The organism is Halotalea alkalilenta, assembly GCF_001648175.1.
Classification (GTDB): Bacteria; Pseudomonadota; Gammaproteobacteria; order Pseudomonadales; family Halomonadaceae; genus Halotalea; species Halotalea alkalilenta_A.
In genome coordinates this window covers 1,063,527-1,087,534 of sequence record NZ_CP015243.1, presented here as the reverse complement: position 1 = coordinate 1,087,534, position 24,008 = coordinate 1,063,527, and the positions used below count along the sequence as shown (strand labels likewise).

24 protein-coding genes are annotated in these 24,008 nt (G+C 64.6%); 16 read left to right on the top strand and 8 right to left on the bottom strand.

The window, feature by feature from the left end; translation table 11 throughout:
- Positions 1-6: 6 nt before the first annotated feature.
- A complete protein-coding gene (locus tag A5892_RS04810) occupies positions 7-948 on the bottom strand; it encodes a 2-hydroxyacid dehydrogenase (RefSeq protein WP_223302791.1) in 942 nt (313 codons plus the stop codon).
- 273 nt (positions 949-1,221) lie between these two features.
- Here A5892_RS04810 and gabT point away from each other — a divergent pair, with 273 nt between their 5' ends.
- The 3 genes from gabT (at position 1,222) to A5892_RS04795 (ending at position 3,949) form a co-directional block, all read left to right on the top strand.
- Positions 1,222-2,508: a 4-aminobutyrate--2-oxoglutarate transaminase gene (gene gabT, locus A5892_RS04805; protein WP_064121834.1), complete on the top strand. Its 1,287-nt coding sequence runs from the start codon at positions 1,222-1,224 to the stop codon at positions 2,506-2,508.
- 86 nt (positions 2,509-2,594) lie between these two features.
- On the top strand, positions 2,595-3,239 hold the full coding sequence (locus A5892_RS04800; protein WP_064121833.1) for a hypothetical protein: 645 nt from the start codon (positions 2,595-2,597) through the stop codon (positions 3,237-3,239).
- Between the two features lie 200 nt (positions 3,240-3,439).
- A complete protein-coding gene (locus tag A5892_RS04795) occupies positions 3,440-3,949 on the top strand; it encodes an Lrp/AsnC family transcriptional regulator (protein ID WP_027349828.1) in 510 nt (169 codons plus the stop codon).
- 19 nt (positions 3,950-3,968) lie between these two features.
- Here A5892_RS04795 and A5892_RS04790 read toward each other — a convergent pair whose 3' ends face one another.
- On the bottom strand, positions 3,969-4,784 hold the full coding sequence (locus A5892_RS04790) for an HpcH/HpaI aldolase/citrate lyase family protein (protein ID WP_064121832.1): 816 nt from the start codon (positions 4,782-4,784) through the stop codon (positions 3,969-3,971).
- A gap of 150 nt (positions 4,785-4,934) precedes the next feature.
- On the opposite strand from A5892_RS04790, the gene A5892_RS04785 reads away from it, so the two are divergent.
- From A5892_RS04785 to siaD, 4 genes are all read left to right on the top strand, one after another.
- Positions 4,935-6,929 (top strand): SpoIIE family protein phosphatase, encoded by a 1,995-nt coding sequence (locus tag A5892_RS04785; protein ID WP_064121831.1) that lies wholly within the window; start codon positions 4,935-4,937, stop codon positions 6,927-6,929.
- Positions 6,930-7,125: 196 nt separating this feature from the next.
- Entirely contained in the window at positions 7,126-7,668 is a 543-nt protein-coding gene (siaB, locus tag A5892_RS04780) for a biofilm regulation protein kinase SiaB (RefSeq protein ID WP_064121830.1), read from the top strand.
- A 14-nt stretch (positions 7,669-7,682) separates the two neighbouring features.
- Positions 7,683-8,069, top strand: coding sequence for a biofilm regulation phosphoprotein SiaC (gene siaC, locus A5892_RS04775; protein WP_064121829.1), 387 nt, complete (start codon positions 7,683-7,685; stop codon positions 8,067-8,069).
- A gap of 8 nt (positions 8,070-8,077) precedes the next feature.
- Positions 8,078-8,878, top strand: coding sequence for a biofilm regulation diguanylate cyclase SiaD (gene siaD / locus A5892_RS04770; RefSeq protein WP_064121828.1), 801 nt, complete (start codon positions 8,078-8,080; stop codon positions 8,876-8,878).
- Between the two features lie 15 nt (positions 8,879-8,893).
- Here siaD and A5892_RS04765 read toward each other — a convergent pair whose 3' ends face one another.
- Positions 8,894-9,826 carry an alpha/beta hydrolase gene (locus A5892_RS04765; RefSeq protein ID WP_064121827.1) on the bottom strand — a complete coding sequence of 311 codons (933 nt, stop codon included), beginning with the start codon at positions 9,824-9,826 and terminating at the stop codon, positions 8,894-8,896.
- Positions 9,827-9,864: 38 nt separating this feature from the next.
- Positions 9,865-12,639 carry a DNA polymerase I gene (gene polA / locus A5892_RS04760; RefSeq protein ID WP_064124309.1) on the bottom strand — a complete coding sequence of 925 codons (2,775 nt, stop codon included), beginning with the start codon at positions 12,637-12,639 and terminating at the stop codon, positions 9,865-9,867.
- Positions 12,640-12,823: 184 nt separating this feature from the next.
- Between polA and A5892_RS04755 the strand changes: the two genes are divergently transcribed.
- The 3 genes from A5892_RS04755 (at position 12,824) to speA (ending at position 16,205) form a co-directional block, all read left to right on the top strand.
- Positions 12,824-13,150, top strand: a complete 327-nt coding sequence (locus A5892_RS04755; RefSeq protein ID WP_190295656.1) for a DUF2782 domain-containing protein — start codon at positions 12,824-12,826, stop codon at positions 13,148-13,150.
- A 135-nt stretch (positions 13,151-13,285) separates the two neighbouring features.
- A complete protein-coding gene (locus A5892_RS04750) occupies positions 13,286-14,236 on the top strand; it encodes a homoserine kinase (RefSeq protein ID WP_064121826.1) in 951 nt (316 codons plus the stop codon).
- A gap of 52 nt (positions 14,237-14,288) precedes the next feature.
- Positions 14,289-16,205, top strand: coding sequence for a biosynthetic arginine decarboxylase (gene speA / locus A5892_RS04745; protein WP_064121825.1), 1,917 nt, complete (start codon positions 14,289-14,291; stop codon positions 16,203-16,205).
- 104 nt (positions 16,206-16,309) lie between these two features.
- Here speA and A5892_RS04740 read toward each other — a convergent pair whose 3' ends face one another.
- Positions 16,310-16,720 carry a septal ring lytic transglycosylase RlpA family protein gene (locus A5892_RS04740; RefSeq protein ID WP_223302790.1) on the bottom strand — a complete coding sequence of 137 codons (411 nt, stop codon included), beginning with the start codon at positions 16,718-16,720 and terminating at the stop codon, positions 16,310-16,312.
- Positions 16,721-16,844: 124 nt separating this feature from the next.
- Positions 16,845-17,219 carry a septal ring lytic transglycosylase RlpA family protein gene (locus A5892_RS04735; RefSeq protein WP_082890590.1) on the bottom strand — a complete coding sequence of 125 codons (375 nt, stop codon included), beginning with the start codon at positions 17,217-17,219 and terminating at the stop codon, positions 16,845-16,847.
- Positions 17,220-17,453: 234 nt separating this feature from the next.
- Between A5892_RS04735 and A5892_RS04730 the strand changes: the two genes are divergently transcribed.
- Both A5892_RS04730 and A5892_RS04725 read left to right on the top strand, forming a co-directional pair.
- On the top strand, positions 17,454-17,888 hold the full coding sequence (locus A5892_RS04730; RefSeq protein WP_064121823.1) for a VOC family protein: 435 nt from the start codon (positions 17,454-17,456) through the stop codon (positions 17,886-17,888).
- Positions 17,889-18,351: 463 nt separating this feature from the next.
- The gene (locus A5892_RS04725) at positions 18,352-19,677 is read left to right on the top strand and encodes an ammonium transporter (protein ID WP_064121822.1); all 1,326 of its coding nucleotides are present in this window, start codon (positions 18,352-18,354) and stop codon (positions 19,675-19,677) included.
- Positions 19,678-19,767: 90 nt separating this feature from the next.
- Here the strand turns inward: A5892_RS04725 and A5892_RS04720 are convergent, their stop codons facing one another.
- Together A5892_RS04720 and A5892_RS04715 are read right to left on the bottom strand one after the other, a co-directional pair.
- Positions 19,768-20,316, bottom strand: coding sequence for a glutathione peroxidase (locus A5892_RS04720; protein WP_064121821.1), 549 nt, complete (start codon positions 20,314-20,316; stop codon positions 19,768-19,770).
- Positions 20,317-20,363: 47 nt separating this feature from the next.
- Positions 20,364-21,029: a fumarylacetoacetate hydrolase family protein gene (locus A5892_RS04715; RefSeq protein ID WP_064121820.1), complete on the bottom strand. Its 666-nt coding sequence runs from the start codon at positions 21,027-21,029 to the stop codon at positions 20,364-20,366.
- A gap of 143 nt (positions 21,030-21,172) precedes the next feature.
- On the opposite strand from A5892_RS04715, the gene A5892_RS04710 reads away from it, so the two are divergent.
- The 4 genes from A5892_RS04710 to A5892_RS04695 all read left to right on the top strand — a co-directional run bounded on the left by A5892_RS04710 (position 21,173) and on the right by A5892_RS04695 (position 24,004).
- Complete coding sequence (locus A5892_RS04710) at positions 21,173-21,604, top strand: phosphate-starvation-inducible PsiE family protein (protein WP_064121819.1); 432 nt, start codon at positions 21,173-21,175, stop codon at positions 21,602-21,604.
- A gap of 137 nt (positions 21,605-21,741) precedes the next feature.
- Positions 21,742-22,281, top strand: coding sequence for a cytochrome b (locus tag A5892_RS04705; protein WP_064121818.1), 540 nt, complete (start codon positions 21,742-21,744; stop codon positions 22,279-22,281).
- Between the two features lie 80 nt (positions 22,282-22,361).
- Entirely contained in the window at positions 22,362-22,952 is a 591-nt protein-coding gene (locus A5892_RS04700) for a YceI family protein (RefSeq protein ID WP_064121817.1), read from the top strand.
- A 293-nt stretch (positions 22,953-23,245) separates the two neighbouring features.
- Complete coding sequence (locus A5892_RS04695) at positions 23,246-24,004, top strand: gluconate 2-dehydrogenase subunit 3 family protein (protein WP_064121816.1); 759 nt, start codon at positions 23,246-23,248, stop codon at positions 24,002-24,004.
- Positions 24,005-24,008 lie beyond the last annotated feature (4 nt).

Here is a 24,008-nt window from a genome sequence, read left to right as displayed (position 1 = left end):
AGCCGCTCAGTAACCGCTGCCACGGTCGACGGTACCGCGCATCGGTTCTCCGCGCTGATGTCGGCGAAGATTGTCGAGCAGCACCGGGAAGGCGCTGTCCGGATGGGTCATCGCCGCGATGTGCGGGGTGAGCAGGATATCTTCGCGGGCCCAGAACGGGTGGTCATCGGGCGGGGGCTCCTCGTTGAGCACGTCGAGCACCGCACCGCTGAGCCTGCCGCCGTCCAACGCTTCGATCAGGTCGGCCTCGACCAGATGCGCGCCGCGCCCCATGTTGATCAAGGCCGCCCCTTCAGGCAGCGCGCGGAACAAGCGAGCGTCGAGTATTCCACGGGTGGCGTCGGTCAATGGCAGCAGGCAGATCAGGATATCGGTATCGGCGAGAAACTCAGGCAAAGCCTGCTCACCGGCGTAGCAGCGCACGCCCTCGAGCTCGCGCGGCGAGCGCGACCAGCCGCGAACGCTGAACCCGTGCCCGCGCAGCTGCTCGGCCACGCTCGCGCCGAGCCGGCCGAGGCCCATGATGCCGACGCGCCGGCGCGCCGCTGGCACCAGGCGCTGGGGCGACCAGCGGTGCTGTGCCTGCTGGCGCTGGTAGAAAGGGATCTGGCGGTGCAGGTAGAGCGTGGCGAAGCTTGCGTACTCGCGCATGCCCTGTTCGATGCCGGGATCGAGCATACGCACCAGCGGCAGCTTCGCCGGCAGCCGGGTGATATCGAATTGATCGACCCCCGCCGAGGTGGCGAACACCGCCTCCAATGCCGGAAACCGCTCGGCGATGTCCTCCGGCGGCAGCCACGCCAGCAGGTAGCGAATCTCGTTCGGGTCGCCGACATCGGGCCACAGGCGCACCTCGACATCCGCGGCATGACGGGCGAACAGCGCGCGCCATTCCCGCCCACGCTCGATATCGCCTTTGTAGAGCAGAACCATGACAGCCTCGCGCATCGATAAAGGGAAGCTCCATGCTAGCCGGATTCACGACGCATGAAGTGCTGAAAACCATTCCCGCCACCGCCGATCCGCAGCCGATCGGCCGCTCTCAAGATAGATTGCGCGGCCATCGACGCTGAAGTGATTTATGCCGTTTGCATGGGTGAATTCAGCCCTAATGGGATGCAGAAAGCGGCAACACGACAGCACCTGATCACGACACGGACTTACTCTGGTATCACGGTCGCCGCCTCTCTACGGTCACCCCCTTTTGCTCAGGAGCCCAAGATGAATACCGATGTCAGTCCTTCCCAACCCTGGCTGCGCAAGCGTGAGCGTGCGATTCCACGAGGCGTGATCAACGCGCATCCGCTGGTGATCGACAAAGCGCTCGGCAGCGAGGTATGGGACGTCGATGGCAAGCGCTATCTCGACTTCGTCGGCGGCATCGGAGTGCTCAACGTCGGCCACAACCATCCCAAGGTGGTCGCCGCGGTGCGCGAACAGCTCGAACGCGTCACCCACATGAGTTTCCAGGTCGCCGCCTACACGCCCTACATAGAGCTCGCCGAACGGCTCAACCAGCTGGTTGGCGGCACCGAGCCCTACAAGAGCGTGTTCTTCACCAGCGGCGCGGAAGCGGTGGAAAACGCGGTGAAGATCGCCCGCGCCCACACCGGGCGCCCTGGGGTGATCGCCTTCAATGGCGGCTTCCATGGCCGCACCCTGCTCGGCGCCACGCTGACCGGAATGAGCCAGCCCTATCGCCAGAACTTCGGCCCGTTCGCCGGGGAAGTGTTCCATACCCCCTATCCCAACGCCTTCCGCGGGATCAGCAGCATTAATGCGCTCGACGCGCTGGAGACACTGTTCGCCACCGAGATCGCCGCCGACCGGGTCGCCGCGATCATCATCGAACCGGTACAGGGCGACGGCGGCTTCCTGCCCGCGCCGGTGGAGTTCCTCGAGGCGCTGCGCGAGCTGACCACGCGTCACGGCATCGTGCTGATCGCCGACGAGATCCAGACCGGCTTCGGTCGTACCGGCAAGCTGTTCGGCTTCCAGCACTCGGGCATCCAGCCGGACCTGGTCACCGTGGCCAAGAGCCTCGCCGGCGGTATGCCGATCTCCGGCGTCGTCGGTCGCGCCGAGATGATGGACGCACCGCTTCCCGGCGGGCTCGGCGGCACCTACGGCGGCAACCCGCTGGCCTGCGCCGCGGCGCTGGCGGTGCTCGAGCTGTTCGAACGTGAGCGGCTGATCGAGCGTGGACAGGCGATGGGCGAGCGGCTCGACGCCGGGCTGCGCCAGCTCCAGGCACGCCATGCGGCGATCGGCGAGGTACGCGGGCTCGGCCCCATGTGTGCGATCGAGCTGGTCAAGGACGATGCCAAGCGCAGCGCCGACGCCGAGCTGACCCAAGGGGTGATCGAGCGCTGTTGCGAAGCGGGCCTGCTGGTGATCAAGTGCGGCGTACAGCGTAACGTGATTCGCTTCCTCGCCCCGCTGACCACCACCGATGCGCAGATCGACGAGGCCCTGACGATCCTCGATCGCGCGCTCGATATCGCCTGACCGTGGCGGTACGACTCGACTTGTCTTGACCGGGATACGGCGCTCGCGAGCCATCGCGAGCGCCGTCGTATCTGGAGGAGAACGGCATGCGCCTGACCGACTACCAAACCCTCTGCATCGATGCTCACGGCGTGCTGATCGATCGCGACAGCGCGATCCTGCGCGGGCTCTCGCCGCTGCTCGCTCAGCTCGAAGACCCACCGCCGCCGAGCCGGGTGATCGCCGACTACGTCGAGGCGCTCACCTCGGTGGCCGACGAGGAGATGGACTCGGTCTCCGCGCACTGCTTCGTCCACCGTACGCTGGCCGATCGCTGGGCGCTGTCGCCGAGCTGGCAGCAGAGCATCGAGTTCGCCAGCCGCCTGGGCGTCGGCTCGCTCTACGAAGACTCGCCGGGGGCGCTTCAGTATCTGCGCAAGTTCTATCGGCTACGGGTGGTCACCACCTTGGATGCGGCGGAGTTCGCCGCCTTCGACCAACGGCTCGGGCTCGCGGCCGAAGAGCGCCTGACCACCGGAAGCTTCATCGCCGCAAGGGCTCGGATCAAGGCATTCTGCGCCGATCCCGCACTGCTGCTGCTGTGCGCGGGCCCACCGCCGCAGGGTGCTGCGGGGTATCGTCGCATCCTGCGTACCTCCTCAGCTGAGACGATTGATTCAAAACGGGATTTCGTTTCCCTGGGCGCATTCATCAGAGCCCACCAGAACGCCTTGCGTTCTGATATCGTCTGACTCATCGTCTCTCCACAGGCTGAATCGCGCTCCCCCTGGGGAGAGAGCCGCGCGCGCGACTCCCGCGAGATCAAAGACAATGTCCGTGGTGGCACGCATGGAAGGCCGCCCATGACACGCTCTTCGCGCATCAAACGGCGGATAGCGGTCCTTCCTCGCTGCGCGCGCACCAGTAGGCGTCAAGGAGAGGTCTCTTCATCATGGGCATCGCCGTCAAACTCGACCGTATCGACATCAACATCCTGGTCCAGCTGCAGCGCGACGGAAGGATGACCAACGTCAGCCTGGCCGACGCCGTCGGGCTCTCGCCCAGCCCCTGCCTGCAGCGGGTGAAGCGCCTGGAGGCAGCGGGCTACATCACTTCGTTCCAGGCGAGGATCAATCTGGCCAAGATCACCGACAGCGTGACGATCTTCACCGAAGTGACGCTTTCGGACCATCGGCGCGAAGACTTCATGCGCTTCGAACAGAACATCCGACAGGTCGACGAACTGCTCGAATGCCACCTGGTCAGCGGCGGCTACGACTACCTGCTGCGCTTTCTCACCAGCAGCATCGCCCGCTATCAGCAGGTGATCGAGGCGCTGATCGACAAAGACATCGGGATCGAGAAGTACTTCAGCTACATCGTGATCAAATCGCCGATCGTCAAGGACGAACTGCCGCTGCGCACCCTGCTGGCGACCCGCCGGGAGCCAGAGGGTGAGTAGCCTCCCGCAGGACGGACCGCTAGGCCCTTGCCAGCAGCCGACGCGCGGCCTCGATCACCGGCAGGTCGACCATTTCGCCCTCGAGCTCGAACACCGCCTCGCCTCGCGCTGCGCGCTCGACCACCCGCCGGGCCCAGGCGAGCCGCTGTTCGCTCGGCGCGAACCAGCGCTCGGCCACCGCCAGCTGGCGGGGATGAATGCAGAGCATGCCGGCGAAGCCCATCTCCTCGGCTTCGCGGGCATGGGCCTCGATCCGTGCCAAGTCGTCGATCGCCGGCGACACCGCGGCCATCGGCGGCTGGCACCGGTTGGCCCGCGAAGCGACCAGCAGGGCGACGCGCAGCTGGTCGATCACCCTCCGCGCGCCTTGGCTACCGCGTGCCAGGCCAAGGTCGGTGGCGAGATCGAGCTCGCCGAGAGCGAGACGCTCGAGCCCCTCGACCGCCGCCAGCGAGTCCAGCGCGGCGATGCCTCGGGCCGTCTCGACCAGCGCCCATAGCGGCTTGCCGGCCAGCGCGGCCTGGCGCAGCGCATCCGCACTCTCGCACTTCGGCACCATGACCCGCTCGATCCCCTCGACCCGGCGGCAAAGCCGCAGGTCTTCATAGAAGGCGGGATGGCTCGGCGCATTGATCCTGACCAGAAAGCGCGCATCGGGGTGGGTCTCGCTCCAACGCTCGATGGACAGGCGAGCACTGGACTTGCCCGACTCATCGACCGCGTCCTCCAGATCGATGATGATTCGGTCGGCACCGCTGGCCAGCGCCTTGTCGAACAGCTCAGGGCGAGAGGCAGGAACGAACAGCACGCTGCGCGGCGACAACGAGGTGGACATGCTCAACTCTCCTGGGACAAGGCGGAGCGAACACTATACATTCCAAGGAAGGCAGGGCCGAAGGCCACGAACGCTAGAGACAAAGGCCGGCACTCCGCCAAGCCACGACGCTTGGCCGGAAATGGGCGGCATGGCCGGGGGGAATGGGATTTGACGACGGCTCTGGGGCTGAGGATCAAGTTGATCCTCGTACTGTTGGGAGGCTGCTTGCTCGCCCTGGTACCGGCGCTGATAGTCGGCGCACTCGTGATCGAGAAGATCCGCGACCAGCTGAGCGTCGACTACGCGCGTACGCAGACCCAGCTGATCGCTCAGCGCGTCGGAGCGCGTATCGCCGAGCGTCGGCAGTTGGCCCACCAGCTCGCTGCACAGCCAGCCACGAGTGCTTGGTTGAGCGTGGAGAACCCCGCCTCGGCGAACGCCTTCGTTGACGATGCCACCCGACTGGCCGACGACTTCGACGCCGATAAGGTGTTCGCCTACCGGATCGCCGACCGGAGCTTCTACCTGATCGATTCCAACCATCGGCTCGATCGCACCGCCCCCCTCTCGCCGCTCTACCAGGCCAATCCGCTGAACACCGAGGACGCCTGGCTGTTCGGGCTGCTCGACACCAGCACTGGCCTGCGCATCCAGGTGATCTTCGATGCACACCTCGAACGCCAGATGATCTGGGTCAGCTTACCCGTGCGCCATGACGGACGGCTGGTCGGAGAGGTCGGCAGCGGGATCGAGCTGCCGGGCTTCATCGAGGAGATGCTGCGCGAAAGACGCCCGGGCATCACACCGATGCTGATCGACCCGCAAGGCAACCTTCGCGCTCATCCCGACGCCTCGCTGGTCGCGGACAGGATCAATCCCGGCTACTTCGATTTCAGTCGCAACCTCTACAGCCTGGTGGCGCCGGCGCAGCGTGACCTGCTCAGCTCGGCGATCATCGAGGCCCGGCGCTATCCGGGTAGCCAGGTGGTGCGAGCTTTGAACCTCCAGTCGCGCGACCAACTGATCTCGGTCCAGTCGCTTCCCGAACTCAACTGGCTGATGGTCAGTGCGGTGGCCCCCCAAGAGCTGAGCGATGCCGATGCGCCCTGGTTCGCCTATCTGAGCCTCGCGACGCTGTCGATCCTGGCGATGCTCTTGATCATGCTCGGTTGGCTCGCCGACCGGCTGCTGCTCAATCCGCTGCGCCTGCTCACCGCCTCCGCGCAGTCGATCGCCCGCGGCGAATTCCGCGCCAACGCTCCGCTCAAGCGTCGTGACGAGCTGGGCCAGCTGTCCCAGGCGTTCGCCCAGATGGCCGAGCGGATCCGCAACCACACCTCGGATCTCGAGCGCACGGTCAGTGAGCGAACCCAAGCGCTCGAGCATGCCAACGAAGAGATGCGCCGCGCCCATCGCACCCTGGACGAGTCGATCGGCTACGCCCGCCTGCTCCAGCGCGCCATCCTGCCCACCCGGCTCGAGCAGCGGGTGAACGGTGCGGTACTGTGGCGGCCGCGCGAGCGCGTCGGGGGGGACTTCTACCTGCTTCATGAGGAGCCGGGGGGCTGTCTGGTCGGCATCATCGACTGTGCCGGCCACGGGGTACCCGGGGCGATGATGACGATGCTCGCACGCGGCCTGCTCGACCGCGCCATCCTGCTCGCCGGCGGCGCCGATCCCGCCTCGGTGCTGACCGAGACGGATCGCTTGGTAAGGCTGCTGCTGGATGAGCGCCGCGGTCTCGCCACCGAAATGGACGTGGCGCTGCTCTGGCTCGACGCCAACGGACATTCGGGCCGATTCGCCGGGGCCAAACTCGACCTGTTCCTCGAGCGCGACGGCCAAGTGATCCGCTATCGGGGCGGGCGTCGGCCGCTCGGGCATCGTCGCCGCGGCGAGTACGCCAATGTCGAACTGTCCTTCCCCGCCAGGGCACGCTGCTACATGACCAGCGACGGACTGCTCGACCAGGCCGGGGGGGAAGAGGGCTTCGGGTTCGGGATCAAGCGCTTCGTCGCGCTGCTCGAGCACGCGAGCACACTGCCCCTGCCGCAAAGCCTGACCTACTGCGCGCGTGCGATCGATGACTATCGCGCAGGGCTCGCCCAGCGCGACGATATCACGCTGCTGGTGATAGAGAGTGGGGACATCTCGCCGCGCTGATATTATCCTGGGTCGGACATGCCCCGACATGACGGATCGATGCTCCATCGAGGCCCGGCACTCGGCCAGAGAGCTTCGATCGTTCATCCGCCGTGTCCGCGGTCGTTGGGGGATGGGTAAAAGTGGCGCCATCGCCCTCGAAAAACGCGCTCACTCGGTTTGAGCAGCGTTACCTCGCCATTCTCCAGGAGAAACGATGAAGACCATCGATCTGCTCGGACTACGCGACAGCTTCGCCGAGCACCGGGTGTTGCTCTGCTTCAACGGACCGATCTCCAAGAGTCTGATCGAGGATATAGGCAACGCTCTGCGCGGCTACATGGAGGCGGAACTAGCGCCGGCCAACGCGACCATGGACGTGTTCGCCGTCTATATCGAGATGGCCCAGAACATTCGCCACTACAGCCGAAAGCGCGGCGACAGCGATCTCACAGCGATCGCCACCCTGGCGATCGCACGGGAGGAGGACGGCCACTACGCGGTGAGTGCAGGCAACCTGGTCGATCCAGAGGACGGCGAACGCCTGGTAGCGACCATCGAGGCGCTGGCCCAGCTCGACAAGCAGTCACTGAAGGAGAGCTACAAGCGCCGCCTGCGCGAGCCCCGCGGCACCGACGGCCACAGCGGCGCTGGCCTCGGGCTGCTCGACATCGCGAGAAAATCGAGCCAGCCGCTCAGCGCGCGACTGACGCCGCAACCCGGTGGCCGTTGCTTCTTCAGTCTCCAAGCGACGATTTAGGAAACGACACCTCTATGAATGACCTTTGTATCCCCGCCACTGCGTCGAGCCCTTCGGTCAGTGCGATTTGGGACACAGGCCTGGTGCAGCTCGCCGGCGACTCCTATCCGGAGAATTCCTACGAGCTGTTCGCACCGCTGATCGCGTGGATCGAGCGCTACCTGCTGCGCGAAGACAACCAACCGCTGAAGCTCGAGCTCGGCCTGCTCTATCTCAATACCAGCTCGGTGAAATCGATGATGGATATCTTCGATCTGCTCGAAGAGGCCCATCGCAGCGGCCGAGCGCTCCAGGTCACCTGGCACTATTCTCCGCGCAACGAGCGTGTGGCGGAGCTCGCGGAAGAGTTTCGCGAAGATTGCAGCTTCCCGTTCGCCATCACTCCCCTAAATGGGAATTGAGGTTCGACATGAACAGCCGCGAGCCTGTCGGCATCGAGGAGCGTGTCTCCTCCCTGTTGGCCTCTTCCTCGAATCGAGACCATCCGCTGCACATCGCGCTGGCCGAGCTGTTCGATGCCTACAAGCACCAGCAGAGCCGGATGGAGCGCCTGGTGCACATCTCCGATGGCTTCCAGCGCTACTCGCTGCTCGAACGCCAAAGCCTGATAGATAGCTATCACCGGCAGCTCAAGCGGCTCGACAAGGTCGCCAGGATCTCCGACCGCTATCAGCACGCGATCCAGCAGAGCAACGTGGAGCTGCGCCAGGAGTCGTTGTTCGACCCGCTCACCGGGCTCGCCAACCGGCGCATGCTGACCGATCGAATCCTCAGTACCAGCGACCGCGCGCGGCGCCACAGCGAGCCCTTCGCGATCGCGATGCTCGATGTCGACCACTTCAAGCGGATCAACGACCAGCACGGGCACGAGGCCGGGGACAGGGTGCTGGTGGCGATCGCCGCCACCCTGCGCGACCATACCCGCAGCTGGGATCTCTGCGGCCGCTGGGGCGGGGAGGAGTTCGTGCTGCTGCTGCCCAACAGCGGGATCGACGAAGCCATCCCGGTGATCGAGCGGCTGCTCGAGGCGGTCAGGCGGCTGAGCATCAAGGTCAAGGGCGAGGTGCTGAAGATTACCGCCAGCTGCGGGCTCAGCGAGCACAGGGAGGGAGACTCGCTGCTGCAGTCGCTCAACCGGGCCGATGCCGCGCTGCTCGACGCCAAGCGCCGCGGACGCGACCGCTGCGAAGTCGAGCTCTTCTCGGACTAAGGCGCCAGCCACCGATCACGCCACGCGCTCGGCTCGCGCGTCGAAGCGTTGGCGCACGAAGGCACCGATCTGGACGATCGCCCGGCGCGCCTCGGGCACCTGTTCGGGAAACGCCTGCCAGACATGCCAGAGCCCCTTCCAGACATCCAGCTCGACCTCGCAGCCCGCCTCGCGCAGCCGCGCAGCGAGCCGGGTCGAGTCGTCGAGCAGAATCTCATTGTTGCTGACCTGCAGCATCGTCGGCGGCAGCCCGGTCAGATCTCCGAACAGCGGAGAGACCTCCGGGTCGCAGAGATCCACGCAGGGACAATAGGCCTCGATGCAGTCGTTGAGACGCTCGGCGGGCAGCATCGCATCACGGCGGAAGTTGCGCTTGAACGAGCCCCCTCCCGCGGTGAGGTCGGTACAGGGCGAGAGCCCGACCAGCGCCGCCGGTAGCGCGATTCCCTGGCGCTTGAGCCGCAGCGCCAGCGCGAAGACCAGGTTGCCACCGGCGCTATCACCAATCAGGGCGATGCGCCGCGGGTCGAGGCCACGATCCAAGAGCGTGCGGTAGGCACGCTCGCAGTCGTCCAACGCGCAAGGATAAGGGTGCTCGGGAGCGAGACGATAGTCGACGCCATAGAGCGGCGCACCCGCCGCCTCGACCAACCGGGTGGTGAGCGGGCGAAAGCCGCGCGGCTCGCCGACCACCCAGGCACCGCCGTGGAAATAGAGCAGCGCCTCTTCATCCTCCCTCGGGTCGGGTCGGTCCAAAGGCGCGACCCGCTCGACCTCGACGCCGCCGAAGTCGAGCGTCGAGATGTCATAGGCGTACTCCACCTGTGGCTTGCGTGCCTCCAAGCGCTCGAGCTCCGCACGCAGCGCCGCTACGTCGGCGCTATTGCGAAGCCGCCGCTTGGCGGTGAACCGCACCAGCTCACGCATCAACAGCGCATTGAGGCTCATCGCTCGCTCCTACGGACATCGTGCTGCAGGCGCAGATCTCAGTGCGCCTCATCCCAGTTGTTGCCTGCGCGTGCTTCCACCAGCAGCGCGACATCGAGCTCACCGGCGGCTTCCATCCGTTTGCGCACCCCCTCGATGAAGCCCTCGACCTGATCGTCTTTGACCTCGAACACCAGCTCGTCGTGGACCTGCATCACCATCAGCGCGTCGAACTCGCTTTCATCGCGAAGCCAGCCGTCGACGTCGATCATCGCACGTTTGATGATGTCCGCCGCGGTTCCTTGCATCGGTGCGTTGATCGCAGTGCGCTCGGCGGCCTGACGGCGAGCGTGGTTACGCGAAGTGATCTCCGGCACATAGAGGCGCCGGCCGAATACCGTCTCGACGAAGCCCTGCTCGCCGGCCTGGGCACGGATGTTCTCCATGAACCGCGCGACACCGGGATAGCGGTCGAAGTAGCGCTCGATGTAGACCTGCGCCTGATTGCGCTCGACGTGGAGCTGGCGCGACAAGCCCCAGGCGCTCATCCCGTAGATCAGGCCGAAGTTGATCGCCTTGGCGCTGCGGCGCTGATCGGCGCTGACCTTGTCGAGAGCGACCCCGAATACCTCGGCGGCGGTCGCGGCGTGGATGTCCCGCCCCTCGGCGAAGGCCGTGAGCAGCCCTTTGTCACCGGAGAGATGGGCCATGATCCGCAGTTCGATCTGCGAGTAATCGGCGGCGACGATGCGATAGCCGGGGCGTGCAATGAAGGCGCGGCGAATCTTGCGCCCCTCCTCGGTACGCACGGGAATGTTCTGCAGGTTCGGGTCGGAGGAGGAGAGCCGCCCAGTGGCGGTCACCGCCTGATGGTAGCTGGTGTGGATGCGCCGCGAGGAGGGGTCGATCAACTGCGGCAGCTTGTCGGTATAGGTCGACTTCAGCTTGGAAAGACCCCGGTGCTCGATGATCAGCTTGGGCAGGGGGTAGTCCAGGGCTAGCTCCTCGAGCACCGCCTCGGCGGTCGAGGGCGCGCCCTTGGGCGTTTTCTTGATCACCGGCAGCTTCTGCTCATCGAACAAAATCTCGCCGAGCTGCTTCGGCGAGCCCAGGTTGAATTCTCGCCCGGCGACCTCGAAGGCTTTGAGTTCGAGCTCCTTGATCCGGCTCTCGAGCTCGCGGCTCTGGATCCCCAGGCGCTCGGCATCGATCATCACCCCATTGCGCTCGATCCGCGCCAGCACCGGGATCAGCGGGGTCTCGAGCTGGTCGAGCACCTCGTTGAGCCGGCCCTGCGCCTCGACCCGTGGACGAAGTACCTGGTGCAGACGCAGGGTGACGTCGACATCCTCGCAGGCATAGGGCACCGCCGACTCCAGCGCCACCTGGTCGAAGGTGATCTGCTTGGCGCCCTTGCCGGCGACCTCCTCGAAGCTCACCGTGCGGTAGCCCAGGTGGGTCAGCGCCAGCGAGTCCATGTCGTGACGGGTGGCGGTGGAATTGAGCACGTAGGACTCGAGCATGGTGTCGATCAGCCGGCCGCGCACCTCGATGCCGTAACGCGCCAGCACCTCGATGTCGTACTTGAGGTTCTGGCCGATCTTGGCGATCGCCGGATTGGCCAGCAGCGGCGCGAGCAGGCCGAGTACCTCGTCGCGATCGAGCTGCTCGGGCACACCGAGATAGCTGTGGCCGACCGGCACGTAGATCGCCTCGCCCGGTACGATCGCAAGCCCGATGCCGACTATCTCGGCGCGCATGTAGGCGAGGCTGGTGGTCTCCAGGTCGAAGCAGAACGCCTCGCTCCCGGCCAGCCGGTCGAGCCAGGCATCCAGCGTCGCGCGATCGACCACCGCCTGGTAGTCGACCTCGCCGAAGGCCGAGGGGACCTCCACCCCATCCTCTCCCACCGGCTTCGCACCACCCTCGGCGGCAGCGGGAGCATCCGCGCCCTCGAGCAGCTCGGCGAGCCAGCCGTTGAACTCGAGCTCCCGATAGAGCGGGATCAACGCCTCTCGATCGGGTTTCGGCAGCCCGAGATCGTCGAGCCCGACCGGCAGTTCGCAATCGGTGCGGATCGTCGCCAGTCGATGGGAGAGAAACGCCTGCTCGCGATACTCCTCGAGTTTCTTCGCCATCGACTTGGCGCCGCGAAACGAAAGCCCGCTGAGCCTGTCGAGATCGGCGTAGATCGCCTCGAGCCCCGCGCCATATTCGGTGAGCATCGCCAGCGCAGTCTTCGGGCCGACCCCGGGAACGCCTGGAATGTTGTCGACCGAATCCCCCATCAGCGCCAGGTAGTCGACGATCAGCTCCGGCGGAATGCCGAACTTCTCCTCGACCCCTGTGGGATCGAGGGTCTCGCCCTTCATCGTGTTGACCAGGGTGATATGGCTATTGACCAGCTGGGCCATGTCCTTGTCGCCGGTCGAAATCACCGCGTCGCGCCCCTGCTCGGTGGCGTGGCGTGCGAGGGTGCCGATCACGTCGTCGGCCTCGACCCCTTCGACGCACAAAAGCGGCAGGCCGAGCGCACGCACGCAGGCGTGCAGCGGCTCGATCTGGGCCCGCAGTTCGTCCGGCATCGGCGGGCGATGAGCCTTGTACTCGGCGAACAGCTCGTCGCGGAAGGTCTTGCCCTTGGCATCGAACACCACCGCCATCGGGCTTTCAGGGTACTGCTTGATCAGGCTCTTGAGCATCGACACCACGCCGCGTACCGCCCCAGTGGGGCGCCCATCGGAGGTGGAGAGCGGGGGCAGGGCATGGAAGGCGCGGTAGAGGTAGGCGGAACCGTCGACGAAGACGATCGGAGGGGCGGCCTTTGACGGCATCGAGAGCTCCCAATGGCTGAACTTGCAAGGCGCGCGGCGTAGCGGACCCATGATCCATGCATGATACGCAGCGTGCGTCGATTTGGCATCCGCAGTGCCAATGGTCTGAGACGTTACGAACGCCTAAACTCCCTCTATCGCCTCCTCACTTTTCGGCCCGGAGGCCCCATCGAAGGATCATGCTATGAAACGCACGCTCTCCGTCCCGCTCCTGAGCGCCCTGTTCGCCCTACCCCTGGCGCTGCCGATGATCGGCATCGAGACCATCGCCCAGGCCCAGGCGCAGGACCAGCAACAGGACGCACCGGCTCCCGACATCACCACTCGCCAGGAAGACGACCGTACGGTCCGTGAGTATCGAGTCAACGGCCAGCTCTATGCGATCGAAGTAGTGCCGAACGTCGGTCCTTCCTACTTCCTGGTCGACTCCAACGGCGACGGCAACTTCCAGCGCTCGCCGAACAACACCCAGCGCATCGCGATTCCGCAGTGGACCCTGCTGCGCTGGTGAGCGAATGCACTTGCGCGCATCTTCTCCCTCGGTCGATCTCGCGTACGGCGCCCCGGATGGTAGAATCTCTCCCTCATCGCCCTGAGCCCAGCGCTTGGGGCGCACCCAGACACGGATCGAACGCCCAGGAACCCTATGGCGGTTTTCACACCATTGAGCGAGACCCAGGTCATCGCTTTCCTCGAACGCTTCGATGCTGGGCGCCTGGTTGCGCTGGACGAAGTATCCAGCGGCACCGAGAACTCGACGTTCTTCGTCACCACTGATCGCCAGTCGCTGGTGCTGACGCTGTTCGAACAGGGCGAAAGCGAGGAGCTGCCGTTCTTCGTCGAACTGCTCGACTTTCTCGCCAATCACGAGCTGCCGGTGGCAAGCCCGTTGCACGACCGCGAAGGCAAGGCGCTGCAGACGCTGGCCAATCGGCCCGCGCTGCTGTTCCCCCGGCTCTCGGGCGACCACCCGATGTCGCCGACGCTGGCCCAGTGCACCGCGATCGGCCAACTGCTCGGCAAGATGCACGATCTTTCCCGCAGCTTCCCGGGCTCGCGCCCCAACCCGCGCGACCTGCGCTGGATCGGCGCCAACCACCCGAAGGTGATGGCCTACCTCAGCGAAGAGGATCAGCAGCTGATGCTCGATCGCTTCGATAGTCTCGAAAGCCACCTCGGCTACTCGAGCGAGCTGCCACAGGGCGCGCTGCACGGTGACCTGTTCCGCGACAATGCGATGTTCGAGGGCGATCGGCTCACCGGGCTGATCGACTTCTACAATGGCTGTACGGGCGACTTGCTGTTCGATCTCGCGATCCTGGTCAACGACTGGTGCAGCGATGAGAACGGCGACATCATCGATGCGCGCTATCGCGCGGTGCTCGAGAACTACATGGCACAGCGTCCGTTCAGCGAAGACGAGCGCCGCGCCTGGCCGAAGATGCTCCAGCTCACGGCCCTGCGCTACTGGCTGTCCAGGCTCCTGGTCATCTACGTCGACCCGCCCGCGCACTCGCTGACGCCGAAGGATCCGACCCAGTATCGCGACATCCTGCGTTCCCGCGTCGAGCGCGGCGCGCCCGAGCTTCCTCGCTGATCTTCTGCACGCCGGGCCTGGCCCGGCGCTCTCCCTTTTCCCGGAGCTCATCATGACCCCCAGTGCCCAGACCTTCGCCCCGCTGGATGCGCGCCGCACCTACAACATCGACCAGTGGGGCAGCGGCTATTTCGACGTCGACGCCGAAGGCGACGTGCTGGTCCGCCCCAAGGGCGAGGCAGGCACCCCGGCGATCAAGCTGACCGAGCTCACCCGGCGAATCGAAGCCGTCGGCCTGCGGCTACCGGTGCTGGTCCGCTTCAGCAACATCCTCCACTCAAGGGTCGAGCACCTCTGTCGCGCCTTCGACCGCGCGATCAGCGAGCTCGAGTACCAGGGCGGCTATACCGCGGTCTATCCGATCAAGGTCAACCAGCAGCGCCGAGTGGTCGAGGAGCTGCTCGCCACGCCTGAGCGCGGGCGCGGTCGGGTCGGCCTCGAGGCGGGCAGCAAGCCGGAGCTGCTCGGGGTGCTCGCGCTCTCCTCCGAGTCGCCGTCGCTGATCGTCTGCAATGGCTACAAGGACCGCGAATACGTGCGCCTGGCGTTGATGGGCGAGAAGCTCGGCCACAAGGTGTTCCTGGTGGTGGAGAAGAGCTCGGAGCTCTCATTGATCATCGAGGAGTCGCGCAATCTCGGCGTGGCCCCGCGAATCGGCGTGCGCGCACGGCTGATGTCGGTGGGCAAGGGCAAGTGGCAGAACTCCGGCGGCGAGAAGTCGAAGTTCGGCCTCACCGCACGCCAGGTGATCGAGGTGGTCGAACGGCTGCGCGCCGAGGAGATGCTCGACTCGCTCCAGCTGGTCCACTTCCACCTCGGCTCGCAGATCGCCAACATCCGCGACATCCAGCGCGGCCTGCGCGAATGCGCGCGCTTCTACCAAAGCCTGCGTGAGGCCGGCGCGCCGGTCGAGGTGGTCGACGTCGGCGGCGGCCTCGGGGTCGACTACGAAGGCACCCGTTCGCGCAGCCACTGCTCGACCAACTACTCGATGCCCGAGTACGCCAACAACGTGGTCGCCGCGTTTCACCAGCTCTGCGAGACCCACGGCCTGCCCCATCCGCACATCATCTCGGAGTCGGGCCGCGCCCTGACCGCCCATCATGCGGTGCTGATCACCAACGTGATCGACGAGGAGCGCCAGCTCGCCCCGACGCTGCCCGAGCGCAGCCAGGGCGACGTCCAGCTCGACATCCTGTGGAACTCCTACGAGTGGCTCGCGGAGCCGGCCGAGCCGCGGGTGCTGGCCGAGTACTACCACGATGTGCTCCAGGCGATCAGCGACCTGCAGGATCGATTCGTGTTCGGCGACGTATCGCTCGAACTGCGCGCCGAGGGCGAGGCGGTCTACATGGCCGCCTGCCACCGCCTGCGCGGGCGACTCGACCCGCGTAACCGCTCGCATCGCGAGATCCTCGACGAACTCGACGAGAAGCTCGCCGACAAGCTGTTCGTCAACTTCTCGCTGTTCCAATCGGTGCCGGATGCCTGGGGGATCGACCAGATATTCCCGGTGCTACCGCTGACCAATCTCGACGAGCCGCCGACCCGGCGCGGGGTGATCCAGGACATCACCTGCGACTCCGATGGACGCTTCGAGATGTACGTCGACGGCCAGGGAATCGAAAGCACCCTACCGCTGCCGGACTGGGACGACGATGGCGAAAAACTGCTCGGCATGTTCTTGGTCGGCGCCTACCAGGAGATCCTCGGCGACCTGCACAACCTGTTCGGCGATACCGACTCGATCGACGTGGCGGTCGACGCCGAAGGCCAGTGGCATCTCGGCGCGCCGGTCAACGGCGACAGCGTCGCCCAGGTGCTCGGCTACGTGAACTTCGACGTCGCCAAGCTGCGCGAGCGGTTCAAGCGCCAGCTGCTGCGCAGCGAACTTTCGGCCAGCGATCGCGGCACCTTCCTCGACGAACTCGAAGCCGGCCTCGAGGGCTATACCTATCTCGAGCAATGAGCGCTGCATCAACGAAAACGGCGGGCGGCCTCCTCCTGGGGGCCGCCCGCCGTTTTCTTGGCACCGCTCATCGTGTGCCGAAAGCTGCGCACCTCGATGCCGCCCTAGCGCATCACTTCCAGGCGCACCGGTGCGATGCCGCTTCTGAGCATGTCGAGACGATCGGCGGCGCGAGGAGAGAGATCGACAATACGCCCTCCAGTGAAGGGGCCGCGGTCGTTGATCCGCACCGTCACCGAACGCTGGTTGGAGAGATTGGTCACCTTGACCCGGGTACCGAACGGCAGCCGACGGTGCGCTGCGGTCATCGCATTGCGGTCGAAGCGTTCACCGCTGGCGGTGGTACGGCCATGGAAATGATCGGCATAGTAGGAAGCCTTACCGGTCTGAACCTGGCCGCTCGGAGCTCCCGAGGGTCCGGTCGCGCAGCCACCGAGTACAAGCAGCAGGCAGAGCAGCGGCCAGAGTGCGTAGCGCGGAAAAACACTGGAGGAAGAAGACAGCGAGGGCATCATGCGGTGAACTCGAATCGAAAACCGCGACACCTTAGCACGCCGCGCGGTGAAGCTTTACCCGCTTCAGGTTAACCGATTGATTCGGCCGGTAAAGACTTCACCCGGCCGCTGCCGGGTAATACGCTCAATCGATCACGCTGACCCGTACCCGGGCGACGCCGCGCTCCACCATGTCGAGCCGCTCCGCGGCGCTCTGGGAGAGATCGATGATGCGCTGGGAGACGAAAGGGCCGCGATCGTTGATCTTGACTATGGTCTGCTTACCGTTGTCGAGATTGGTCACCTGCACCTTGGTACCGAATGGCAGGCTACGGTGCGCGGCGGTCATCGCCTGATTGCTGAAGGGCTCGCCACTCGCGGTGAGCGCGCCGTCGAAGTGGCTGTCGTAATAAGTGGCACGCCCCTGCTCGGCGCCAATGGCATCCGCCTGGGTGGCGAAAGCGAAGGGAGCGCAGAACAGCGCTAACAGCAGGGCCAGAGCCGCCAGGGGCGGGCTCATTCGCGCAGCACGCGAAGCGAGGGAGCATTGACGCATGGTCGAGAACTCTTTCTTGAATGGACTCGCCGGACAAAGGCGCCTTGAGTGTCTGGGTAATTCCTGTGGAAAACGGCGCGATCCCGCGCCCGGCGTTGTACCGCCCGCCTCGCAAAGCTGCCGAGGATCGTGACAATTAACGACAAGTTGCCGTAAAAGTCCAGAAAAACCCTGAAAACCGCCCTGTCAGGAGCGCCCATGACGGCTTCATCCCCCACTTTGCCCCCCGCCGTCCAACGCGTGGTCGAAACCGCACTCTATGTGGACGACCTCGCGCGCGCGGTCGATTTCTACCGCCGGGTGCTGGGCCTGGCACCGATGTTTCACGACCGTCGGCTGGCCGCCTTCCCGGTAGGGTCATCCGTATTGCTGCTGTTCCTGCGCGGCAGTGCCACCACAGCGGTAGAACTGCCCGGTGGGCGGATTCCTCCCCACGATGGCGCGGGTCCACTGCACATCGCCCTGGCCATCGAACCGACCAGCGTCGACGCCTGGGAGCACTGGCTTGCGAACCTAGAAGTCGAGATAGAGGGCCGCACCGACTGGCCGAGCGGCAGCCTGAGCCTTTACTTCCGCGACCCGGACCAGCACCTGGTCGAGCTGGTGACCCCGGGGCTTTGGAAAAACTATTGAGCCGACCGACAGGGTCGTGCATAAGCACCAATTTGGCGCACGACTACACCGAACGATCCCGCTACCCATTCATCCAAGCCTGAGCAATCAGCCGAAAATGCGCATGCCGGCTCAAGACCGGCGTGAACACTGCTCGCACCGAAACATAAAGGTGCAAGTATCAGCCTATGCACAGCGAATCGTACTTGCGTGATGCAACGGGTGGAAAAAATCGCACCGAATTAATGCAAATGTAAGATCAACGCACCATTATTGAAACGGATTAAGCCAAGTCCCGAATTGACCATTCGTCCCAAGGGCCGAAGAGAAGCCCCTGAAAAATTACAACCTATTGATTAGAGTGATATTACTTCCCAATGGAAGGCTTTATGCTTATTTAAACCCAACTTAACGAAGCAGCTGTTGTGCCATTGACCACTTCCCAATGGCCCGGCGGCTGTCCTTGCGTCTGGAGTAGCAAACGATGTCAGCGAGAAGCGCCTTGATCCCAGCCGCCGGTTTGTTCGGCGTCCTGCCCCTCTCCGCCTTCGCCCAGGAAGCGCCGCCCGTGGCGGATAGCGGCGATACCGCCTGGATGCTGGTTTCCACCGTGCTGGTGCTGATGATGACCATTCCTGGTCTCGCGCTCTACTACGGCGGTCTCGCCCGCTCCAAGAACGTACTCTCGGTGCTGATGAACTGCTTCGCGATCACCGCGCTGGTCAGCATCATCTGGGTGATCTACGGCTACTCGCTGACCTTCGACGCTACCGGCATGGTCGAAGGCGTGACCAATTTCAGCTCCTTCGTCGGCGGCTTCGATCGTGTCTTCCTCTCGGGCCTCGACACCTCGAGCCTCAACCTGACTTTCCCCGAAAGCATCTGGATCACCTTCCAGATGACCTTCGCGATCATCACCCCCGCGCTGATCGTCGGCGCCTTCGCCGAGCGGATGAAGTTCTCGGCGATGCTCTGGTTCACCGGCCTCTGGGTGACCTTCGTCTACTTTCCGATCGCCCATATGGTATGGGGCGGCCCCGGCGCCTTCATGGGCAGCGAATGGGGCGTGATCGACTTCGCCGGCGGCACCGTGGTGCACATCAACTCCGGGATCGCCGGGCTTGTGGCGTGCATCGTGATCGGTAAGCGCAAAGGCTACCCGACCACCCATATGGCACCGCACAACCTCGGCTACTCGATGATCGGTGCAAGCCTGCTGTGGCTCGGCTGGTTCGGCTTCAACGCGGGCTCGGCCGGCGCCGCCGACGGTAGCGCGGGCATGGCCATGCTGGTGACCCAGATCGCCACCGCCGCCGCGGCCCTGGGCTGGATGTTCGCCGAGTGGAGCAAGAGCGGCAAACCGAGCCTGCTGGGAATCATCACCGGGGCGATCGCAGGCCTGGTCGCGGTGACGCCGGCCGCCGGCACCTGTGGTCCGATGGGCGCGATCATCCTCGGCGCAGTGGCCGGCGTGATCAGCTTCTTCGCCTCCACCTCGCTCAAGCGTGCGCTCGGCTACGACGACTCCTTCGACGTGTTCGGCGTCCATGGCGTCGCCGGGATCGTCGGCTCGCTGCTCACCGGCGCGTTCGCCGCACCGGCCCTGGGCGGCTTCGGCGAGGTCACCGATATCGGCCTGCAGCTCTGGATCCAGCTCAAGGGCGTGCTGTTCACCATCGTCTATACCGGGATCATCAGCTATATCCTGCTCAAGATCATCGACGCCACCATCGGCCTGCGCGTCACCGAGGAGCAGGAAGGCAACGGCCTCGATCTGTCCCTGCACAACGAGCGCGGCTACAATCTCTGAGTCGTTTCGCCACTCATCGATATGAAAAAGACCGGGGGAGCCAACAGGCTCCCCCGGTCTTTTTCATGCCTCGTTGCCGAGCGGCTGTTCTCAGTCCAGCGCGGCCTCGAGCGCTTCGACCAGTACCGGCGACTCCGGGGCGACGTCGGGAGCGAAGCGCCCCACTACCCGCCCTTCACGATCGACGAGGAACTTCTCGAAGTTCCAGCTCACCTCTTCAGCGTCGTCGCCAAGCAGCCCCGCCTTGCTCAACTTGTCGCGAAAACCGCTGCCCTCGGCCCAGACCTTGTCCGGATGAGCCTCGACGAGCGCTGCGTAAAGCGGGTGCTTGTCCTCGCCGAGCACGCTGATCTTGGAGAACATCGGGAAATCGACGCCGAAATTGCCCCTGCAGAAAGCCTGGATCTCTTCGTTGCTACCGGGCTCCTGGCCCTTGAAATCGTTGGCGGGAAATCCGAGCACTTCGAGCCCCTGCTCGCGGTAGCGCGCATACAGCGCCTCGAGCCCCTCGTACTGCGGAGTCAGTCCGCATTTGGAGGCGACGTTGACGATCAGCAGCACCTTGCCCGCATAGTCGCCAAGGGTCGCGGCGGCCCCATCGATACGCTCGAGGGGAATGGTGTCGAGGGAGACTGGCATAGTGGTGCTCCTATAGAGTGGGTGAAATCGAAACGGCTGAGATGGCTTCAGACGATCCGAGTCTCCAGATGCTGTTCCTCACCCAGGGTAAGACGCAAGCGCTGGCCGACGGCGAGCTTGCCGACCCCCTTGGGTGTACCGGTCAATACCACATCGCCCGGTTCGAGGGTGAAACGCTGGCTCATATGCGCGATCAACCCAAGTACCGGGAACAACATCTCGGCGCTGTGCCCGCGCTGGCGCGACTCGTCGTCGATATCCAGACCGAAACGCAGGTCGCGCCAGTCGACCGCTGCGCCATCGACGGCGATGAACGGACCCAACGGACAGGCGCCGTCGAACGCCTTGGCCAGCTCCCAGGGATAGCCCTTTGCCTTCAGCTCGGACTGCACGTCGCGCAGAGTCAGATCGAGCGCCAGGCCGATGCCGCCGATCGCGCTTGCAACCTCGTGCTCGGCCACCCGCGAGAGCGGCGCGGTGATCAATACCGCGAGCTCGGCTTCATAGTGGATCTCGCCGAGATCGAAGCGCAGCGCCAGCTGCTCATCGATCGGGATCGCACTGGTGGCCGGCTTGATGAAGATCAGCGGGGCCTCGGGAACCGGATTGTCGAGCTCATGCGCGTGGGCGGCGTAATTGCGCCCCACGCAGACGATCTTGCCTAACGGGCGATCGAGGGCGCGACCGTCCTCGAAACGCAAAATGAAGGCCATGTATCTTTCTCCTTGGATAAAGCCCCCAGTCTAGCTGCGTCAAGGCGCCGCACTTCAACTCCCGCCCCTCCCTTCAGACCAAAGTCTAATGTCTACTCGTCCCGAGCCCCATGCCCAAGGGGCCCAACACCAGGAGAGCTTTCATGTCGACACCCCGCGGGCGCCTGCTCGATCCCTTCCGCCTGATCGAGCGCTCGGTCCTGATACTGATCATCTTCGCCGTGGTGGTCGCGATCGTCCAAAAGGCACTCGACCTATGGACGATGAAAGAGATCACGGTGATCGATCTGCTGCTGCTGTTCATGTACCTGGAGCTGATCGCGATGGCGCAGATCTACTGGCGCCAAGGGCGCCTCTCGGTGCTGCTGCCGATCTTCATCGCGGTCATCGGCCTGGCGCGGCACCTGATGGCGGAAAGCCAGGAGCTGCACGCCACCGACATCATCGCCGGGGGCGCCGCGATCCTGCTGCTTGCGATCTCGGCGCTGGTGATCGCCTATAGCCAAAGGCGCTACCCTGGGGCGATGTCGCACGGCAGCGACAGCGAGGAGACCGACGGTCCCAAGCGGGATTGAGCGACACATCGTTCGACCCAATCGAATGCATGACGTGGAATTTTTCGCTTTTCCACACTCGAGTGGCGAGGCTATCTTGAAGGCAAGGGTGCCTCAGTGGCACTTATGCTCCTTTCGCCGACTTCGAGTGCCACGACATGCTGAGCAATACTTCCGAACGCTGGGGTTCGATCAGCATCGCCCTGCACTGGCTCAGCGCCGTCGCCGTCATCGGCCTGTTCGCCAGCGGCTGGTGGATCAGCACGCTGACCTACTACCACCCTTGGTACAACGCCGCCCCCTGGTGGCATAAATCCTTTGGCATCACCCTGCTGGCCATGACGCTCCTGCGGGTCGTCTGGCGGCTCGTCACCCCGACGCCAAGACCGCTGGAGCACCGCCACGAAGCCCTCGCGGCCAAGCTCGGACACGGCCTGATCTACCTTCTGCTGCTCACCGTACTATGTTCGGGCTATCTGATCTCGACCGCCGAGGGCTCGCCGATCAGCGTATTCGGCTGGTTCGAGATACTCGCGTCCTGGCGCTTTTCGCGCCAAGCGACACTGATGGGTACGCTGCACTGGTACGCCGCCTGGTCCCTGGTGATCCTCGCTGCGGGCCATGCGCTGTTCGCACTCAAGCATCATTTTCTCGACCATCGTGCCACCCTGACCCGCATGCTTGGTCGCGGAAGCTGAGCCAAGCTCTTTTGCTTCACCCAACTTGCTTCACCCAACCGCTCGATCACTGTCCAAATCGCTCAATCAAGGAGCCCAATATGTTGAAACGGACCTTCGCCACCGCCGCTACCGCCCTGCTGCTCAGCGGCTGGGGCGCCTCCGCCATGGCCGCCGACTACAAGATCGACACCGAAGGCCAGCACGCCTTCGTCCAGTTCAAGATCAGCCACCTCGGCTACTCGTACATCCTCGGTGAGTTCCGCGACTTCAGCGGCACCTTCAGCTACGACCCCGACAACCTCGAGGCCTCCAAGGCCGAGCTCACCGTGCAGACCGGCAGCCTCTACAGCAACCATGCAGAGCGCGACAAGCACCTGATGAGCGCGGACTTCCTCGATGCAGGAACCTATCCGACCGCCACCTTCGTCTCGACCGGCTTCACCCCGGATGCCGACGACCCCGACGAAGGCACCCTCACCGGCGACCTGACCCTCCACGGCGTGACCAAGCAGATCGAGCTCGAAGTCGAGCGCATCGGCGGCGGCGATGATCCTTGGGGCGGCTACCGCCAGGGCTTCGAGACGCAGACCCGGCTCGAGCTCGCGGACTACGGCATCGACATGTCTTCGTTCCCGGAGCCGATGCACTACGTCGATCTCTACATCAACTTCGAAGGCCTGCGTCAGTAAGCCTCCAGCCCGGCTTCTTGCGCACCTGAACTGTGCATAGCGACACCGCCCTCCGGTGTCGCTTTTTCATGCCCGCCCCCTCGGCGGGCATTCGTTATTAGCCGCCTATCTAATTGCCCTTGCGTCGTCGTTGCGCTACTGTAATTTAAATCTATCTTAAAATAGATCAATCCACCGTTGCATTTGCGACACCAGAGTGGAAACGCGCATTCGTGCGCCCCGGTAGACACAAGCGCTTGGTGACGCCGTCGACTGGGAACGTTGTCAAAACCGTGAAAGCAAGGGGAGTTCGAATGAGCGAGAAAAGCACGCCCATGCGAGGCGTGACGCGTCGTCAGGTGCTCACGTCCGGCGCTGCGGCGGCGGTATTGACGGCCAGCGGCAGAGCCTCGGCGGTGACCATCGATGGCACCCCACAGTGGCGACCGTTCGACCATAACGCCGCGGATGCGGTCGACCCCGCCGAGGACTGGCAGTTCTTCACCGCCGAGGAAGCCGCCACCGTCGAGGCGATCACCGAGCGCCTGATCCCCGCGGACGAGCTCAGCATCAGCGGCCGCGAAGCGGGCTGCGCGATATTCATCGACCGCCAGCTGGCCGGCTTCTTCGGCACCTCCGAACGCCTCTACATGCAAGGCCCATTCGCCCACGGCACCCCCGAGCAGGGCGACCAGTCCGCGCTTACCCCTCGCGAACGCTACCGTGTCGGCATCGCCGCCCTCGACGACTACTGCGCCACGCGCCATCAGACTCGCTTCGCCGAGCTTGCTGGCGATGCGCAGGACGAGATCCTCAGCGGCCTCGAGCGCGGTGAGATCCCGCTCGAAGGCATCGAGGCGCAGGAATTCTTCAGCCTGATCCACCAGAACACCATGGAAGGTTTCTTCGCCGACCCGGTCTACGGCGGCAATCGCGACATGGTGTCGTGGAGGATGCTCGGCTTCCCGGGCGCACGCTACGACTATCGCGACTACGTCGAAAAACATAATCAGAAGCTCGACTTCGAACCGCTGAGCATCGCGGGACGCAGTGGCTGGCGGACACAGGGATAACAGG

Bases quoted from the DNA above. Each gene is read 5' to 3' on its own strand.
- A5892_RS04735 (WP_082890590.1), bottom strand. From the start codon at position 17,219: ATGAGCCCGCCCCTGGCGGCTCTGGCCCTGCTGTTAGCGCTGTTCTGC.
- siaD (WP_064121828.1), top strand. From the start codon at position 8,078: ATGAACAGCCGCGAGCCTGTCGGCATCGAGGAGCGTGTCTCCTCCCTG.
- A5892_RS04765 (WP_064121827.1), bottom strand. From the start codon at position 9,826: ATGAGCCTCAATGCGCTGTTGATGCGTGAGCTGGTGCGGTTCACCGCC.
- A5892_RS04715 (WP_064121820.1), bottom strand. From the start codon at position 21,029: ATGGCCTTCATTTTGCGTTTCGAGGACGGTCGCGCCCTCGATCGCCCG.
- speA (WP_064121825.1), top strand. From the start codon at position 14,289: ATGACCCCCAGTGCCCAGACCTTCGCCCCGCTGGATGCGCGCCGCACC.
- gabT (WP_064121834.1), top strand. From the start codon at position 1,222: ATGAATACCGATGTCAGTCCTTCCCAACCCTGGCTGCGCAAGCGTGAG.
- A5892_RS04725 (WP_064121822.1), top strand. From the start codon at position 18,352: ATGTCAGCGAGAAGCGCCTTGATCCCAGCCGCCGGTTTGTTCGGCGTC.
- A5892_RS04810 (WP_223302791.1), bottom strand. From the start codon at position 948: ATGCGCGAGGCTGTCATGGTTCTGCTCTACAAAGGCGATATCGAGCGT.
- A5892_RS04795 (WP_027349828.1), top strand. From the start codon at position 3,440: ATGGGCATCGCCGTCAAACTCGACCGTATCGACATCAACATCCTGGTC.
- A5892_RS04705 (WP_064121818.1), top strand. From the start codon at position 21,742: ATGCTGAGCAATACTTCCGAACGCTGGGGTTCGATCAGCATCGCCCTG.
- A5892_RS04730 (WP_064121823.1), top strand. From the start codon at position 17,454: ATGACGGCTTCATCCCCCACTTTGCCCCCCGCCGTCCAACGCGTGGTC.
- siaB (WP_064121830.1), top strand. From the start codon at position 7,126: ATGAAGACCATCGATCTGCTCGGACTACGCGACAGCTTCGCCGAGCAC.
- A5892_RS04790 (WP_064121832.1), bottom strand. From the start codon at position 4,784: ATGTCCACCTCGTTGTCGCCGCGCAGCGTGCTGTTCGTTCCTGCCTCT.
- A5892_RS04700 (WP_064121817.1), top strand. From the start codon at position 22,362: ATGTTGAAACGGACCTTCGCCACCGCCGCTACCGCCCTGCTGCTCAGC.
- A5892_RS04755 (WP_190295656.1), top strand. From the start codon at position 12,824: ATGAAACGCACGCTCTCCGTCCCGCTCCTGAGCGCCCTGTTCGCCCTA.
- A5892_RS04710 (WP_064121819.1), top strand. From the start codon at position 21,173: ATGTCGACACCCCGCGGGCGCCTGCTCGATCCCTTCCGCCTGATCGAG.
- A5892_RS04750 (WP_064121826.1), top strand. From the start codon at position 13,286: ATGGCGGTTTTCACACCATTGAGCGAGACCCAGGTCATCGCTTTCCTC.
- A5892_RS04720 (WP_064121821.1), bottom strand. From the start codon at position 20,316: ATGCCAGTCTCCCTCGACACCATTCCCCTCGAGCGTATCGATGGGGCC.
- polA (WP_064124309.1), bottom strand. From the start codon at position 12,639: ATGCCGTCAAAGGCCGCCCCTCCGATCGTCTTCGTCGACGGTTCCGCC.
- A5892_RS04695 (WP_064121816.1), top strand. From the start codon at position 23,246: ATGAGCGAGAAAAGCACGCCCATGCGAGGCGTGACGCGTCGTCAGGTG.
- siaC (WP_064121829.1), top strand. From the start codon at position 7,683: ATGAATGACCTTTGTATCCCCGCCACTGCGTCGAGCCCTTCGGTCAGT.
- A5892_RS04800 (WP_064121833.1), top strand. From the start codon at position 2,595: ATGCGCCTGACCGACTACCAAACCCTCTGCATCGATGCTCACGGCGTG.
- A5892_RS04740 (WP_223302790.1), bottom strand. From the start codon at position 16,720: ATGATGCCCTCGCTGTCTTCTTCCTCCAGTGTTTTTCCGCGCTACGCA.